Annotated in this window: 16 protein-coding genes; 1 reads left to right on the forward strand and 15 read right to left on the reverse strand. The window is 38.6% G+C overall.

Annotated features, from left to right (window positions below):
* Positions 1 to 105 precede the first annotated feature (105 nt).
* Complete coding sequence (locus BZK14_RS09650) at positions 106 to 924, forward strand: oxygen-binding di-iron domain-containing protein (protein ID WP_077926292.1); 819 nt, start codon at positions 106 to 108, stop codon at positions 922 to 924.
* On the opposite strand, the gene BZK14_RS09655 is transcribed toward BZK14_RS09650, so the two are convergent.
* The 15 genes from BZK14_RS09655 to BZK14_RS09725 all read right to left on the reverse strand — a co-directional run.
* Positions 921 to 1,496, reverse strand: coding sequence for an anthranilate synthase component II (locus tag BZK14_RS09655; RefSeq protein ID WP_077926293.1), 576 nt, complete (start codon positions 1,494 to 1,496; stop codon positions 921 to 923). The genes BZK14_RS09650 and BZK14_RS09655 overlap by 4 nt on opposite strands.
* The gene (gene pabB, locus BZK14_RS09660; RefSeq protein WP_077926294.1) at positions 1,493 to 3,310 is read right to left on the reverse strand and encodes an aminodeoxychorismate synthase component I; all 1,818 of its coding nucleotides are present in this window, start codon (positions 3,308 to 3,310) and stop codon (positions 1,493 to 1,495) included. The genes BZK14_RS09655 and pabB overlap by 4 nt, the downstream gene beginning before the upstream one ends.
* Position 3,311: 1 nt before the next feature.
* Entirely contained in the window at positions 3,312 to 3,794 is a 483-nt protein-coding gene (locus BZK14_RS09665) for a hypothetical protein (RefSeq protein ID WP_077926295.1), read from the reverse strand.
* A gap of 74 nt (positions 3,795 to 3,868) precedes the next feature.
* The gene (locus BZK14_RS09670) at positions 3,869 to 5,371 is read right to left on the reverse strand and encodes a DNA recombination protein RmuC (protein WP_077926296.1); all 1,503 of its coding nucleotides are present in this window, start codon (positions 5,369 to 5,371) and stop codon (positions 3,869 to 3,871) included.
* The gene (gene mog / locus BZK14_RS09675; protein ID WP_077926297.1) at positions 5,372 to 5,935 is read right to left on the reverse strand and encodes a molybdopterin adenylyltransferase; all 564 of its coding nucleotides are present in this window, start codon (positions 5,933 to 5,935) and stop codon (positions 5,372 to 5,374) included. It lies immediately after the preceding gene.
* Between the two features lie 13 nt (positions 5,936 to 5,948).
* On the reverse strand, positions 5,949 to 7,397 hold the full coding sequence (locus BZK14_RS09680; RefSeq protein ID WP_245831285.1) for an NADH-quinone oxidoreductase subunit N: 1,449 nt from the start codon (positions 7,395 to 7,397) through the stop codon (positions 5,949 to 5,951).
* Between the two features lie 16 nt (positions 7,398 to 7,413).
* Positions 7,414 to 8,934, reverse strand: coding sequence for an NADH-quinone oxidoreductase subunit M (locus BZK14_RS09685; RefSeq protein WP_077926298.1), 1,521 nt, complete (start codon positions 8,932 to 8,934; stop codon positions 7,414 to 7,416).
* Between the two features lie 10 nt (positions 8,935 to 8,944).
* Positions 8,945 to 10,948, reverse strand: a complete 2,004-nt coding sequence (nuoL, locus tag BZK14_RS09690; RefSeq protein ID WP_077926299.1) for an NADH-quinone oxidoreductase subunit L — start codon at positions 10,946 to 10,948, stop codon at positions 8,945 to 8,947.
* A gap of 4 nt (positions 10,949 to 10,952) precedes the next feature.
* Positions 10,953 to 11,285, reverse strand: a complete 333-nt coding sequence (gene nuoK / locus BZK14_RS09695; protein WP_077926300.1) for an NADH-quinone oxidoreductase subunit NuoK — start codon at positions 11,283 to 11,285, stop codon at positions 10,953 to 10,955.
* A gap of 2 nt (positions 11,286 to 11,287) precedes the next feature.
* Positions 11,288 to 11,953 carry an NADH-quinone oxidoreductase subunit J gene (locus BZK14_RS09700; RefSeq protein ID WP_077926301.1) on the reverse strand — a complete coding sequence of 222 codons (666 nt, stop codon included), beginning with the start codon at positions 11,951 to 11,953 and terminating at the stop codon, positions 11,288 to 11,290.
* Positions 11,954 to 11,965: 12 nt separating this feature from the next.
* A complete protein-coding gene (nuoI, locus tag BZK14_RS09705; protein ID WP_077926302.1) occupies positions 11,966 to 12,457 on the reverse strand; it encodes an NADH-quinone oxidoreductase subunit NuoI in 492 nt (163 codons plus the stop codon).
* A gap of 14 nt (positions 12,458 to 12,471) precedes the next feature.
* A complete protein-coding gene (gene nuoH, locus BZK14_RS09710; RefSeq protein ID WP_077926303.1) occupies positions 12,472 to 13,515 on the reverse strand; it encodes an NADH-quinone oxidoreductase subunit NuoH in 1,044 nt (347 codons plus the stop codon).
* 3 nt (positions 13,516 to 13,518) lie between these two features.
* The gene (nuoG, locus tag BZK14_RS09715) at positions 13,519 to 15,819 is read right to left on the reverse strand and encodes an NADH-quinone oxidoreductase subunit NuoG (RefSeq protein WP_077926304.1); all 2,301 of its coding nucleotides are present in this window, start codon (positions 15,817 to 15,819) and stop codon (positions 13,519 to 13,521) included.
* Positions 15,812 to 17,101: an NADH-quinone oxidoreductase subunit NuoF gene (gene nuoF / locus BZK14_RS09720; protein ID WP_077926305.1), complete on the reverse strand. Its 1,290-nt coding sequence runs from the start codon at positions 17,099 to 17,101 to the stop codon at positions 15,812 to 15,814. Before nuoF ends, nuoG begins: the two co-directional genes overlap by 8 nt.
* Positions 17,101 to 17,482, reverse strand: a 382-nt coding sequence (locus BZK14_RS09725) for an NADH-quinone oxidoreductase subunit NuoE family protein (protein ID WP_077926306.1), incomplete at its 5' end; no start/stop codon positions are given. The genes BZK14_RS09725 and nuoF, both read right to left, overlap by 1 nt.

Consider the following 17,482-nt stretch of genomic DNA (forward strand, 5'->3'; position numbering starts at 1 on the left):
CTTCTACATAAGTATTTTTTTACTCTATAATCGTTATATTAGTTTCTCTATAACACCTAGGTGTTCAATTTAATGATAATAGCAATATAAATAGGAGATTCAAGAATGAGCGGAACGGGTGAAATTTTATACGATGATGGTTTTCATAAAGTCATCATGTTTTGTGATCTCGTAGAAGAAGATGATCACATCGAAGCAGTACAATCCAATCAATTCTTAATTGTCCATGGCGATTCAGGTATTTTGCTTGATCCGGGCGGCGCGATGACTTATAACAAGCTATATATGGCGATTAGTCACTATTTTTCACCTAAAAAACTTTCCGCTATTTTTGCCTCCCACCAAGATCCTGACATTGTGGCATCATTATCTCGCTGGCTCAGTTTTTCTGATACAAAGCTTATTATTTCAGAACTATGGACGCGCTTTGTGCCACACTTCTGCCCTGAAGGAAAAACCACTGATCGAATCATTCCCTTACCCGATAAAGGTATTTGGATGACGATTGAAGGCGCGGAATATGGATTCATTCCCGCACACTATCTACACAGCGAAGGTAACTTCCAATTGTATGATCCCATCAGTAAAATTCTTTTCAGTGGCGATTTAGGTGTTTCCTTAGTGGATCCCAAAAAAGTCGCAACGCCCATTGAAACCTTCAAGGATTATATTCCTTATATGGAAGGCTTCCATCAACGCTATATGATTTCCAATAAAGCTTGCCGATTATGGGCGCATATGATCCGTGAATTAGATATTGATATGATTTTGCCACAACATGGTTCGCCCATGTTAGATCAACAAGTGATTCAAGATTTTATTCATTGGGTTGCTCAATTACGCTGCGGTGTAGATTTAGTGGATCAAGATACTTATCAAATCCCTAAATTACGCATGCCAATCGAGGATATGAAAGTAGTTTAACGATTCAAAAAATTTGCAAACATCAAGTGCCCATATTCCGTCAAGATTGATTCTGGATGGAATTGCACGCTTTCTATCGGCAAAGTTTTATGACGAATGCCCATAATTTCTCGTGTGCCATCTTCATTTTCACACCATGCAGACACAACAAATTCATCTGGTAATGTTGCAGGATCAATGATCAAAGAGTGATAACGCGCCACTTTAATGGGATTGGGCACACCTAGAAATACACCTTCACCATCATGATGAATGATAGAAACTTTGCCATGCATGACTTTTTTCGCATGAATGATCTTTGTACCATAAACTTGCCCAATGCATTCATGCCCTAAGCAAATGCCTAAAATTGGTAATTGCCCTGCATATTCACGAATAATGTCTAACGTAATGCCTGAATCATCAGGCGTTCCTGGCCCAGGTGATAAAATTACAGATTTCACAGGCAACTCTGCAAATTCATCCAACGTGATTTGATCATTTTTATAGAGCGTTAATGGATGCCCCAATTGATGGCAATACGATACAATGTTGTATGTAAAAGAATCATAATTATCGATTAAACAGATCATAGCCCTGCCTTTTCTAATAACTTCACTTCCACCAAACCACGCACTGAGTTACTCACAAAAATGCGATCAGCTTTTTGAATATCATCTAAAGTTAATGCTTTGATCGTGCATTGATCTTTCAATTCTGCGATCAGTTCCGCTCTTTTCATACCGCCCAATAAACCTGATTCTATTGGTGGTGTAAAACATTGCCCTGCTTTCTCAATAAAAATATTGTGGCGCGAGCATTCTGTAATTTCATCATATGTATTCATAAACAGCACATCATAACAATTGTGTGCTGCTGCTTTTTGGAACTCAGTTTCATATAAACTTCGTTCTGTGGTTTTGTATTTCAGTAAAATATTATTGGCATCAACTTTGTGATCACTCAGCATAATATATTTCACATCATCATTTGGTGCTTCTATAACAGAGTGAGTAATGTCTAACTGCCCATCACGATGTAATAACACGCGAATTTTAGAATCTTGATGAAGATGCAATTCAACAAAATTATTTAATTTTTGTGTGAGCTCTGCAATATCCAATTGAAAGCTCAGCGCTTGTGCTGATTCTGTTAAGCGCGCAATATGCTGATCCAATCTCAATATTTTCTGTGCTTTTGCATCCCACAGCATGGATTCAATTAACTGATAATTCTGTACTGATGTTAAAAATTTCGCTTTTAATAGACATTCATTGTATTCATCTTCACACACTGAGCCATGAATAATGCCACCGCCCACACCCAATTCCGCACTACCATCTTTTTGTAAAATCGCAGTACGAATGGGCACATTAAAACACATATCATTTTCTGGCGTAATGTAACCAATCGCCCCCGTATAAATACCACGAGGTGCTTTTTCAATTTGCTCGATGATTTTCATGGTGCTGATTTTCGGTGCGCCTGTGATCGAACCACACGGAAATAAATTCGTAAAAATTTCTTCTACAGAAATGTTTTCATCCACTTTACCTGTCACAGTAGAAATCATCTGATGAACGGTTTCATAGCTTTGAATTTCAAATAAATTTTTCACAGCAACTGAACCGGGTTGTGTAATTCTGCTAATATCATTGCGGATTAAATCCACAATCATCACATTTTCAGACAGTGTTTTTTCATCATGACGCATAAAATCTACAATGGATTTATCTTCTATGGGATCTTTTGCTCGTGGAAATGTGCCTTTCATCGGTTTGGATTCGATATATTGCCCTGTTTTCCTAAAAAACAATTCAGGCGAAATGGATAATACAGAATGCTCTGGGAACTTTAAAAATGCACCAAACTCCACTTTTTGGCGCGCACGCAATGCTTGATACAACGATAAATCACTGCCCACACAATCAAAATGGAATTTTGTCGTGAAGTTAATTTGGTAAGTATTACCATCTTTAATGTTCTGCTGAATGGTTTCAAAACCCTTCGCATATTCAGTTTTACTCAAACCAAATGAAAGATTATTTAAAGCAATTTCACCTGCATTAAGCTTAATAAAATAATCATTCAATTCAGCTTGCGGAATCTTTATCACATTTTTAAAAGCATAAAGATGCAATAAAATAGCATCCTCATTATTTTGGTGAGTGATTTTAAAATCATTCTTATCCACCAAATAATAACCTGCTTCATAGCTCACATAACCGCTGATGTAATGCCCTAATTTTCTTAATTCATCAATCTTCTGAAAACACGCACGCAAATCTTCACCCTTGTGACAAATGATCTCTGCCACAGGTTTTTCAAATAAGAAAGCATCATTATCCACTGATTTGGTATTTTCTAAGAGAATGAAGAAATCTTTCTGATCTAAATTGAATGACATATTAGAATGTTTCTGTGATATCGAAGCCTGTGATTTCATAAATCATTTCATATAATAATTCTTGGCCAACATCTTCGTAAGGTTCATCGATGAACGGATAATTCAAAACATGTTCAGCAGGCAAATATTCACCCATGTTGCCTTCGATTTCTAGATCCACTTCCATCCAATGGCGTGTTAATTGCCCATTTTTATATTGTTCAAACCATAAGCCGTTTACGGAATCATTCACAGCAAACATATATAATTCATGATTTTTAGAGAGTTTTTTCAATTTTTGTGTAAAATTATCATCAAAACAGTTCTCTATATTCATACAGACAAAGCTCCATGTTTCATATGAAACACTCACAAGCTTGTGCTTTTCAACTAAAGGATAGATATCATGATCTTGCTCGATCACTGTTACCTTCTGAGCATTTAATGAAGAAAACTGCTCTGCCAGCTCAGGAAAATTTGGGGCAAAGAGAATAACAATATCCATGAACAATCCTTACAAGAAATAATATGTAGCAATCTGTGTATTGTAGGCTAAGAATGATGAAACTGCTATTTCAATCATGCTTCTTTGATATTAATTAAACGCTCAACTTGATGATCAGGATAAATAGCTTCCACTTTTGGCATAGCTTTGTGGGCTTTAGCGGATAATTGATTAAATCTTTCTACTTTACCGTACAAGCCTTGTTGTCCAACCAATGCTGTGACGGTACCATTATAATGCATGCTCACTGTATTTAATGACCCACCCAATTTTTGCAATCGCTCTGCAATAGTGCACACTTGGTTATAAATTTCTCCTGCGCGCTCGCTAATTTCTCTCGCTTCTGCTGTGCTGTGCTCGATCATCCATAAATTCGAAATGGTTCTTAAAATTGGCATGAGTGTTGTATGAGAAACCAAAATCACATTTTTTTGATAACCATAATCATAAACTTCAGGCTGATACTTCAAAACTTCTATATAAGCGGATTCAATCGGCATGAACATCAAGACAAAATTTGGGCTATGAACACCTGATAAACTACTGTAGTCCTTTCTCGACAAATCATCGATGTGACGTTTCACTGCATTCACGTGTTCTTTCATAGCTCGCTCAAAGTCTAAATCATCTTCAGCAGACATTGCGCGCTCAAATGCATTCAAGGAAACTTTACTATCAATGATGATGTGTTTGCCATCAGGTAGATTAATCAAGAAATCTGTAATCTTCTGCTTACCTTCTTGATCACGAAAACTTGTTTGAATTTCAAAGTGAGCGTCTTTCGTCAAACCACTCAATTCTAATGTTTTACGCAACTGTGCCTCACCCCAAGCACCACGTTTTTGTGAATCACCTTTTAAGGCTGAAGCTAAGTTATTGGCCTCTTCACTCATGGCTAAACCAATTTCCATCACTTTACGAATTTCTGCATTCAATGTGGAATGATCTTTACTAGATTCCATATGCACTTCATTGACACGTTTCTGGAAGCCTTCAATTTGCTCCTTGAAAGGTTGTAACAATGATTCTAATCCTGCTTGATTATGCTCTTTAAAGATTTTTCCTTTCTCTTCAAAAATCTTATTAGCTAAATTTTCAAATTCTTGGCTTAAAGCTACTTTATTTTCTTGTAACTGCAAAATTTGTGAATCAAAAAATGCTTCGCGCTCTTCTACATAAGTCTGAATTTTTGTCGCTTCTAATTCCAATTGCTGATTTTTTTCAAAAAGATTTCTGATTTCACTATCTTTCATTAATAGAACTTGTTCATATTTCTGCAATCGATTTCTTAAATCTTCAATGTGCTCTTTCGCAGCTTGAATATTAGCAATTGCGCGTGCCAAATTTGTTTCATGCTTATGGGCTTCTCCTTCGCTCTGCTTCAATTCTTGTGTGAGATTCTGATTAGCACTTTGTAATTGATGATAAGCATTCTGCAAATAATCATGTTCTGCACGCAAGCGAGTTTGCTTCATTGAGCCAATGATTGCCATTAACCCAATCCCTAAAAGAAAAGCTCCCCCTATCACGATAAGGAGAGCATTATTCCATTCAATTTGTTTGAATAATTCGATCATTTATTTCTTTTTCGGACGAAAAGCCTTACAAATAAATTCATCAGTTTCAATAAAAGGTGCACCAATCAAGTCTAAGCAATAAGGAATGGCTGAGAAAATTCCATGCACAATCACTTCATTATTTTCACCACGAACCCCGCCCAATGTTTCTTCAATCGCTTTTGGTCGACCTGGTAAATTCACAATCAAAGCTTGATTACGGATTACCGCTACTTGGCGCGATAAAATCGCTGTTGGTACATAGTACAAACTGATTTGACGCATTTGCTCACCAAATCCTGGCATCTCTTTTGTGCCTACTGCCAATGTTGCTTCTGGTGTTACATCACGAATTGCAGGCCCTGTACCACCTGTAGTTAAAACCAATGAACAGTTTTCATCATCCACTAATCGAATCAATGTTGCTTCGATTTCAGATTGTGTATCTGGAATGAGCACTTCCACAAACTCAACAGGTGTTGTGATTGTTTTTACAAGCCAAGCTTTCAAGGAAGGAATCCCTTCATCTTGATAAACGCCTTGGCTTGCGCGGTCACTCACAGATACTAAACCAATCTTAATCATCTTTTTCCCTTTATTACATAATCAATGTTGGTACTAAACCCAACAATATAATCAATAACACATTAACAGAGAAAATTGTACGTGAACCAATACAACTTGTAATGGAGATATTTGCATTATCATCTTGTTGATCAAAGAACATTACTTTAATGACACGTAAATAGTAGAACAAGCCCACAACTGATGCCAATAAACCAATGATGACTAAGAAGCCATAACTAGCATTATAAGCAGTTTGCAATACAAATAATTTTGCAAAGAAGCCCACAAATGGAGGAATACCGCCCATTGATAACATGATCAATGCCATCAATACGCCTAAGTAACCATGCTGACGACCAAAGCCTTTCAAATCAGAAATGTTTTGAATGGATTGACCATCTTTATTCACCAACAAAATGAAGCCAAACGCTGCTGTTGTTGTAAATGCATAAGTGATTGCATAGAAATATGCAGCTGATGGAATGCCTGTATCATTACCTGCAAACAAACCTAACAACATAAAACCTGCATGTGATACCGCTGAATAACCGAGCATACGGCGTAAATTTGTTTGGCGAAGTGCCACAAAGTTACCGATGATGAATGATAACACCGCAACGATTGCCAACATTTGCTGCCATTGTAATGTCACTTCATAACCAGCCACTTTCAACAATGAATAAGCCATACTGATTGCTGCGATTTTTGGTGCTGCACCAATGAACATTGCGACCGGTGCTGGTGCCGCTTCATATACATCAGGTACCCAAGAATGGAAAGGCGCTGCACCCAATTTAAATGCAATACCCACAACGATGAATACTAATGAGAACGTTAAAATTAAGATGTTTTGATCAAAGTTTTGAGAAGCGATTGCAACCATTGCCTTGCCAATTGTTTCTAAATTCAACGATTGCCCCACTCCGTACAACAAGCCCATACCGAATAATAAGATCGCTGATGCCATTGCACCCATCACGAAATATTTCATCGCAGCTTCTGTTGCTTTACCATCTTTACGATTGAATGCCACCAATGCATACATTGGCAATGACATTAACTCTAAACCTAGATATACCATTAACAATGTGTTTGCTGAAACCAATACCAACATACCAATCGTTGATAATAGGATCAGAATATAATATTCAGAATGATTTAGGTTAGATTCTGATAACTTTGGAAAGCTGTAGATCAAGCCCAATAATACAACCAACAACATTGCACTTTTGAGTTGCCCATTCGTACTATTCACAACAATTTCACTGTTCCAAAAATATTGGTTTTCTATTCCCGATGGAACCATCGTTAACAACAAAACAAATGCCACTAAAATTGCAGCCATACTGAAAAGATGGGTTGTCATAATACGACTTTGCTTACTAAAACATTCCAATAACAGGACACCAATCACTGCAATTGTCAGAACTAATTCCGGCAAAATTGCAATAAAGTCCATTGAAGTTAATCCGCTACTCATAATGATTTAATCCTTTCTATGGCTGACCAATGATTGTGATATTTGTTAAGAGGTGATCAATCGAAGCCTGCATAACATTGGCGAGTGGCGCTGGCCATACACCTAATAGAACAATCAAGATTGCTAAAATTGCTAACAAGAAATATTCGCGAGAATTGATATCTTTTAACTCTTTCACATGTTGATGAACCGCTTCACCCAAGATGACACGCTTTGTTAACCATAAGTTGTAAGCTGCACTTAAGATCAATGATGTTGCCACAGCAATTGTGATGTAGATACCGTAATGGAAACTCGCCAATAATACCCAGAACTCACCAATAAAGCCTGATGTACCTGGTAAACCTGAGTTTGCCATCGCAAAGAAAATGAAGAAAGCACCAAAAATTGGCATATGGTTAATCACACCACCATAATCCGCAATTTCACGTGAATGAACTCTGTCATACAGCACCCCAATGGATAAGAACATTGCTGCTGATACAAAACCATGAGAGATCATCTGCATCATACCGCCCTGAATTGCCATTTGGTTAGCAGCCAATGGTGCATCTGTGAATGCAACTGGCAACACGAAACCTAATGTCACAAAGCCCATATGTGCGATTGAAGAATAAGCAATCAATTTCTTCATATCTTTTTGTGCCAAAGCAACAAATGAGATGTAGATGATTGCGATGATGCTCATAGCGATGATCATTGGTGCAAAAAATGCGATACCTTCTGGCACGATTGGTAACATGAAACGTAAGAAGCCATAACCACCGATTTTCAATGTAATCGCTGCCAAAATCACAGAACCACCTGTAGGCGCTTCAACGTGAGCTGAAGGCAACCATGTATGAACTGGCCACATTGGTACTTTTACCGCAAAGCCCGCTAAGAATGCCAATAACAACCATTTCTGTTGTGATAAAGATAAATCTAAATGTGAGAATGCTTCGATACCAAATGTTTGGCCGTTAGACTGTAAGTACAAATAAATGATGGCAACCAATAAGAAGATGGACCCCAAAAATGTGTACAAGAAGAATTTCAATGCTGCAATCACACGATTTGGGCCACCCCAAATACCAATGATTAAGAACATTGGAATCAACATTGCTTCGAAGAAGATGTAAAACAATACAGAATCCATTGCTGCAAATACACCATTCATCAAACCAGCCATGATTAAGAACGCACCCAAATATTGATGGCGTTTATATGTAATCACATCCCAACCTGCAATCACAACAATTACTGTCATGAAGCTTGTTAAGAGGATAAATGGCATAGATAAACCATCTACACCCAAATGGTAGTTAATATTCAATGCTGGAATCCAAGATTTCAGCTCCACAAACTGCATTGCGTATGTTTCTGTGTTAAATGCGCCATATAATGGCAATGACACAATCAATGTCACAATACTCGCTGCCAATGCAAACATTCTTACACGGCAAGCATTTTTATCGCCAATTAGTAGTGTTGCGATCCCTGTAATGATCGGGACCCAAATCACTAAACTTAACCAAGGCATATTTTCGATACTCATCATTATGTCCTTATTTAAAAATGATTACCCAAGTCATCAATACAACCAAACCAACCGCCATTAACGACGCAGAGTGGTAGAGATAACCGGTTTGAAGTTTTCTAAATACGCCACCTAATTTAGACATTAAAGCAGCAGAGCCGTATACAGCGGTTTGATCGATGATACGATCGTCCACTTTCTTCCAGAAGAAACCACCCAATGATACAGCACCATCAGCGATGTATTTTTGGTTGATGTCATCAAAGTAGTATTTGTTCATAAATACATTCATCAAGCCAGTACGTTGCAGTGTTGCTGTGTAACGCGCTTCGATTGAAGGATTCTTCAAGTACATATACCAAGCAGCCACAACACCAAAGATTGCTAACCAAACAGGTAAAGAAACAAAGCCATGTAAGCTCATTGCCACAACGCCGTGGAACTCTTCTGCCACTTTAGCCAATGCATCATGTGCACTGCTCACTGTGATGGCATCTTGCAAGAATGAACCTGTGATGAAGTCGCCTGCGAAGAATAAACCCACTGCAAAAGATGGAATCGCTAATAAAATCAATGGACCAGTCACAACGAATGGAGATTCGTGTGGCTCATGTGCTAAATAACCTTGTTTATGGTCATGCTCACCCAATGAGTGGTCAATTTTATAACGAGGTTTACCATGGAATACTAAGAAATAAAGTCTGAGTGAATACAATGCTGTGATGAATACACTCGCAATTACTGCAAAGTATGCAAAACCACTACCAAAAATAGTACTGTTTTCTACAGCTAAGATGATTGCGTCTTTTGAGAAGTAACCTGAGAAGAATGGCGTACCGATCAATGCCAATGTACCAATCAAACATGTGAACCATGTGATTGGCATCTTCTTACGTAAACCACCCATGAAGCGCATATCTTGTTCATGATGCATCCCGATAATCACAGAACCTGCAGCTAAGAATAATAATGCTTTAAAGAATGCATGAGTCATCAAGTGAAATACTGCTGCTGAGTATGCTGATGCACCCAAAGCAACTGTCATATAACCCAACTGAGACAATGTTGAATATGCAACCACACGTTTAATGTCATTTTGGAATATACCCAAAATACCCATGAACAATGCAGTGATCGCACCAATGATCATGATGAATGACAATGCCGCATCTGATAACTCAAAGATTGGTGATAAACGAGAAACCATGAAGATACCTGCTGTCACCATTGTCGCTGCGTGAATCAATGCAGAGATTGGCGTTGGACCTTCCATCGAATCAGGCAACCAAACATGTAATGGCACCTGTGCTGATTTACCCATTGCACCAATGAATAAGAAGATCGCTGCAAATGTTAATACATTCCATTCTGTACCTAAAAAGCTCCAAGTTTGTGATAACAAACCTGGGTTTGAGTTTACTGAACGAAAAATATCATCATAATGTAGATTACCAGTTAGATAAACTAAGCTTGCAATCCCCACAATGAAACCAAAATCACCGACACGGTTCACAACGAATGCTTTCATGTTTGCATAGATTGCAGTTGGGCGTTTAAACCAGAAACCAATCAAGAGATATGATACTAAACCTACTGCTTCCCAACCAAAGAAGAGTTGCATTAAGTTATTCGACATCACCAACATCAACATTGAGAATGTGAACAATGAAATGTAGCTAAAGAAACGATTATAACCTTCGTCGCCCTTCATATAACCAATTGAGTAGATGTGAACCATCAATGATACAAATGTTACAACAACTAGCATCATCGCTGTTAAGTTATCCACAAGGAAACCCACAGCCACTGAAATTGAGCCAACGCTCATCCATTCGTAAACATTGCCATTGAATGTTGGTACTGCGCCTGTTGCATGCATATATAGCGTATATGCTGATAAAGCTGCTGACACAGCCACTAATCCAATTGTAATTGTATGCGCAACTTTATTAGAAATAATACGACACATTAAGCCTACTAATGCCGCACCAATCAAAGGTAGTAATGCGATTAATAAATAGATAGTCTTCATAGTATTATCCTTTTAACTCATCCATTTCATCGACATTGATGGTTTGACGTTTTCTATAAACTAGAATCAAAATAGCCAAACCAATTGCAACTTCTGCTGCTGCAACCGCTAGTACGAAGAAAACAAAAACTTGCCCAGCTGGATCTTCTGAAGTTGGCACCAAAAAGTTACCTGAGAACTTAGAAAATGCGACAAATAAAATATTAGAAGCTAACAACATCAATTCAATTGACATCAATAACACCACAATATTTTTGCGATTAATGAAAATACCAGCCATACCAATACAGAATACTGCACTGGCTAGCATAATATAATCTGTTACTAATAGTTGCATGCTTAGCCCTCCCCTTTCTCAGCTGTTGGTGTTTCAACTGGCAAAGCTTCCCACTGAGATGCATCCAATTTCACCACTTTTAATCTTTCTTCTGGTCTAGCTTTTAACTGCTCGCTCACTGGCATATATCTTGTGTAACTGCGGCGTGGGCGAAGCGTCAAACTGATTGCTGCGATCATACCTACTAACAAAATCAATGCCACAATTTCAAATGCATAGATATAGTGTGTATATAAATACATACCTAAGTTTGCTGTGTTGCTATAGCTTGCTGAAACAGCAGATGACACAACCTCTACAGCATATGGGTGTGTTTCTGAAAATACAGAATTTTTACCCACTAAAACCATGCCCATTTCCACAATCATAATCAACGTCAACACAATGCCAAGTGGCAAGTATTTAATAAAACCTTGTTTCACTAGTTCAGTAGAAACATCGATCATCATCACAACGAAGAGGAAGAGAACCATTACCGCACCAACGTAGATCACAACAAGCGCTAAGCCTAAAAATTCAGCTTGGATCAACATCCACAAAGCAGCTGTAGTCACAAAACATAGAATCAAGTGCATCACTGCTGTCACAGGGTTACGTGCAGTAATTACACGAACTGCTGCGTAAAGTAGAATTAAAGAGAATACATAAAATAATATTTTTAATAACATTCTGCAGCCCCCTTAGCGAAATTTCGCGTCTGCTGCGCGATCCTTAGCAATTTGTGGTTCTAAACGATCCCCAAGCGCTAACAGTTTTTCTTTACACATAATATTGTCGCCTTTGGTTTCCATGTGGTAATCAAAAGTACGTGTCAATACGATTGAATCAACAGGACAAGCCTCTTCACACAAACCACAGAATACACATTTGAATAGATCAATATCGTAACGTGTTGTACGGCGAGTACCATCTGCACGTTCATCTGATTCAATATTAATTGCTTGTGCTGGACATGCTGATTCACACAATTTACATGCGATACAACGCTCTTCTCCATTTGGATAACGACGCAATGCGTGCAACCCTCTGAAACGTGGAGATTGTGGTGTTTTTTCCTCAGGATAACTGATCGTTATCTTTGGACGAAACATATAGCGAAATGTAATCGCTAAGCCTTTTCTTAATTCTAGTAAAGAGAAGGTTGCATAGATAGATTTTAATTTCTTAAACATTGCTAATTCCTACTCTATTGAAACCAATAGTTAATGCCGAGCACATACAACACGATCACAAAGAAAATCCAACCGATAGATAGTGGTATGAACACTTTCCAACCCAAACGCATGATCTGATCATAACGATAGCGAGGGAATGTTGCTCTTAACCAAATGTATGTGAACAAGAAAAATGCCATTTTCATCAACATCCAGAAAATACCATCTTGACCAATCAATGGAATATTTTGTAAACCAGGGATTCCGCTGAATGGCGATAACCATCCACCAAAGAATAATAGCGATGCCAATGCTGAAACTAGGATCATATTTGCATATTCAGCCAAGAAGAAACATGCAAATCCTGTGCCTGAGTACTCAACGTGGAAACCTGCAACAATTTCAGATTCACCTTCCACTAAGTCAAATGGTGCACGGTTTGTTTCAGCAACACCTGCAATAAAGTACAACACAGCCATCGGTAATAATGGGATGAAATACCATCTCAAAATACTCATACCTTGCTGACCTTCTACGATTTTCGTGAAATTCAATGAACCTGATAACATCACAACTGTGATCAATGCAAAGCCCATTGCTAATTCATAAGAGATCACTTGCGCACCACTTCGAATCGCACTTAACATTGCATATTTAGAGTTAGATGCCCAACCTGCGATGATGATTGCGTAAACCCCCAAAGAGGTCATTGCCAAAATATATAGCAAACCAGCATCAATATTGGCCCCCACCAAACCATCACCAAAGGGCACAACTGCCCACGCAGCAAACGCTGTTGTTACGATGATGATTGGAGATAATACAAAAAACACCTTATTTGCAGCAGATGGAATCACCCACTCTTTAAAGATCATTTTAATCAAGTCAGCAAATGGCTGTAGTAAACCAAATGGTCCTACACGGTTTGGACCTAAACGCGTATGCATTACTGCCAAAACACGACGCTCTGCATATGTCATATATGCAACTGCAATTACCACAGGCAAAACAACTGCCAACGTTTTCAAAAGCGCCCAAACGAGAGGATAAAAAATAATTGCTTTAATAATTTCCATTATTTACCCCTCAATCGCTTCGTAATAATCAATCATTAAACCAAACTCCCTTGGAATTCTTAAGCAATTGGCAGCCATTTTTGCTGTTGAACGCACATTGAACTCTTGACCTTCCAAAATCCATTGTGTTTGCTGCACAGCTTCATTGCCTACAACACGCTTACGTGCTGCCAATGGTGTTGCTTGCAATGCAGGTGCACGACGAACGTAAGCATCTGTCGAATAGATTGATTCCATTGGTACAGCAACTAAACCTACTTGTTCGGTGGCATTCCAATTTAAATCTGTTGCATATGGCATGAAGTTTGTGTGTGCGTTTGTGACTAATTGCCCCATGCACTCTGCTAATACATCTGAGCAATGAATATAATCAAAACCTGAGAATTCAAATTCATTACCTAACACACGTAAGATTTTCCAAAGTGGTTTAGATTCAAAACTTGGCTCTGCAGCTGCTTTCACTGTTTGCAATTGTCCTTCCAAATTCATCAAACTACCATCTGTTTCGCCCCAAGCTGCTGTTGGCAAAATAATCGTTGCAACATCACGCAATACTTCGGAAACAAATGGTGTCATTGCCACAACCAATTCAGCCTGTTTCAATGCTTTCAATACAGATTTGCGCTCAATAAAATCATGCTCAGGATCAATTGCACCAACCAAGATGTAAGCTTTCAATGGATTTTCGATCATTGCATGCGTATTGCCTTTGGCAACGCCTGTCAATGAAGCACCTGCCATATTTGCACCTTCCGCAATATAACCAAATGTACTGTTAGAAATTTCAGCAATATTTTGACAAAGCGCTCGAATCACAGAGAAATCAGGATTAGATACAGCATCTTTACCTAATACAATCCACTGCTTATTATCATTGCCAAACATATTTGCGATTTCAATTGATCTCGCATCACTGCTTGCTTTTTCAACAATATTCGCTAATTCAGGTGCAACAGTTTTTTGCATTTTCTGAGACACTGCAACCAATACATTAGCCAATACATTCACCCATTGATTAGGTGCTGCAATAACTGCTTCTGTTGGGTGCAATTGATCAGTATCATAAGTATTCAATAATGCAACTTTCGCACCGTTTTTAACAGCTTCACGAATGTCTATTGCCAATACTGGTACTTCCATTCTTGGATCAGCACCCACTAAGAAGATGGAATCCAAAGATTTTACATCTTGAATCGCAACGCCAAGCGAACGGAATGCCGGTTCAACTGAATCACTGCTAAAATCTACTTGTCTAAAGCGAGAATCGATTTTTGTAATACCCAATTGATCAGCTAATTTCTTCGTTAAGAACTGCTCTTCAATTGTCGCAGATGGAGAAACAAAAATACCTACTTGATCTGCACCCAATTTTTGTACAGCACCTTCAATTGCCATACGAGTTGCCTTCAAGCCGTTAATCCAATCCACTTGCTCTAAAACTTTCTTTTCATTTATGATCATTGGTGATTTTGCACGATCAACACTAAAGTTTGCTTCATAGCTGAAACGATCACGATCTGAGATCCAAACCTGATTAATCGATTCATTTTCACGTGAAACCACACGAGCAATTTTACCGCGCAATGTATGAATTGAAGTATTTGTCCCTAAGCCATCATGAATACTGACTGAATCATTCTTTTTATATTCCCAAGGCCTTGCTTGGAATTTAGATGGTTTAGCTGTCAAAGCACCAACAGGACATAAATCAATGATATTACCAGAAACTTCCGATGATAGAGAATGCTTCACATAAGTTGTAATCTCTAATCTATCACCACGATCAACACCGCCTAACTCACGTAAACCTGCAATTTCTTCACCATAACGCACGCAACGTGTACATTGAATACAACGATTCATAAATGTTTCTACCAATGGGCCAATATCAATTTTTTCATAATGGCGCTTTGCATCGATATACATTGAATGTTGATTACCAAAACCTACAGAATTATCTTGTAATTCACACTCACCACCTTGATCACATACAGGGCAATCTAGTGGGTGATTAATTAACAAAAATTCCATAACTGCTTTTTGTGCAGCACGCGCTTTTTCATTGCGTGTACGAATAATCATGCCATCTGATACTTGCGTTGCACATGCAGGCATTGGCTTAGGCATTCTTTCAATATCCACCAAGCACATACGACAACTTGCTGCGATGGATAATTTATCGTGATAGCAAAAACGTGGAATTGGTACGCCTACTTCATCTGCAACCTCAATCACAGAACGCCCTGCTTCTACATCATATTGTTTGCCATCTATTTCGATAGAGAGCATTTGTTTATCAGTCATTGCTCGCTCCTTCAACCATAGATCTACCATGTTCAATATAATATGCAAATTCATGACCAAAGTGTTTGATGAAACTCAACACTGGCATTGCTGCTGCATCCCCAAGTGCACAAATCGTACGGCCGCCGATATTATTCGCAATATGCTCTAAACGCTCCATATCTTCAGGAACACCTTTACCTTGCAAAATACGATCAACAACGCGATACAACCAACCTGTACCTTCACGACATGGTGTACATTGACCACATGATTCGCTGAAATAGAAACGAGATAGGCAACGCAATGCTTTAACCATATCTGTTGTCTCATCCATCACAATGACTGCGCCAGAACCTAACATTGATCCTGTCACTTTAGCGATTGAGTCATAATCCATGTTTGCTTGCATCATTAAATCACCTGGAACAACAGGTACTGATGATCCACCTGGAATCACAGCTTTTAATTTACGACCTTGCCAAACACCACCACACATATCCAATAATTCAGAGAATGGCGTGCCCATATTGATTTCATAGTTACCTGGTTTTGCAACATGACCCGATACTGCAAATAATTTTTGACCACCTGCACCCGGAATACCTAAACCAGAGAACCATTCAGGACCATTACGAATGATGCGACCCACTGATGATAATGATTCAGTATTATTAATTGTTGTGGGTTTTCCATATAAACCCACAGCTGCAGGGAATGGTGGTTTGAATCGTGGTTGACCTTTTTTGCCTTCCAATGATTCTAGCAATGCCGTTTCTTCACCACAAATATACGCACCCGCACCAATTGCAGGATGAATATCCACAGAAATACCTGTGCCTTTAATATTTTCGCCGAGTAATCCTGCTGCATATGCTTCATCTAAAGCATTCTGGAAGCGAATCGCTGGCTCATCCAAGAATTCACCACGCATATAGTTATATGAATGGCGTGCATTCATTGCATAACTTGCGATTGCCATACCTTCAACCAAAGCATGCGGGTTAAAACGTAAAATATCACGATCTTTACAAGTGCCTGGCTCAGACTCATCCGAGTTACATACTAAGTAACGAGTGATACCTTCACCTTTTGGCATGAAACTCCATTTCACACCAGTTGGGAAGCCCGCACCACCACGACCGCGAAGCCCTGAAGCCTTCACCATATCAATCACTTCATCACGACTTAATTCACCGTTGAGAATACGGCGCCATGCGTCATAACCACCTAATTTTTCATAAGTTTTAATCGACCACGGCTCATCATGACCAAGTGTAAAATAACAAACTTGATTCATCATCAGTGTTCACCTTTCTCTGCACTTGCTGCAATTGCATCCAATATTTCATCGATCTTCTCGATCGTGATATTTTCATAATAGACATGATTGATCTGCATTGCAGGCGCATAACTACAAGCTGCCAAGCATTCTTCTTCTTTCTTCAAGTAGAAAACACCATCTTCTGTCGATTCGCCGGCTTTAATGCCAAGCTTATCTTCAACGTGAGCAAGAATTTTCTCACCACCACGCAACATACAAGAAATATTGGTACAGATCGAAATTGAGTTACGACCACAAGGCTTGGTTTCATACATTGAGTAAAACGTCGCAACTTCATATACAGCAATTGGTGGGATTTCCAAATATTCAGCAATCGCATCCATCAACTCTGTTGTCAAA

The organism is Wohlfahrtiimonas larvae, from assembly GCF_002006755.1.
In the GTDB taxonomy this organism is placed as follows: domain Bacteria; phylum Pseudomonadota; class Gammaproteobacteria; order Cardiobacteriales; family Wohlfahrtiimonadaceae; genus Wohlfahrtiimonas; species Wohlfahrtiimonas larvae.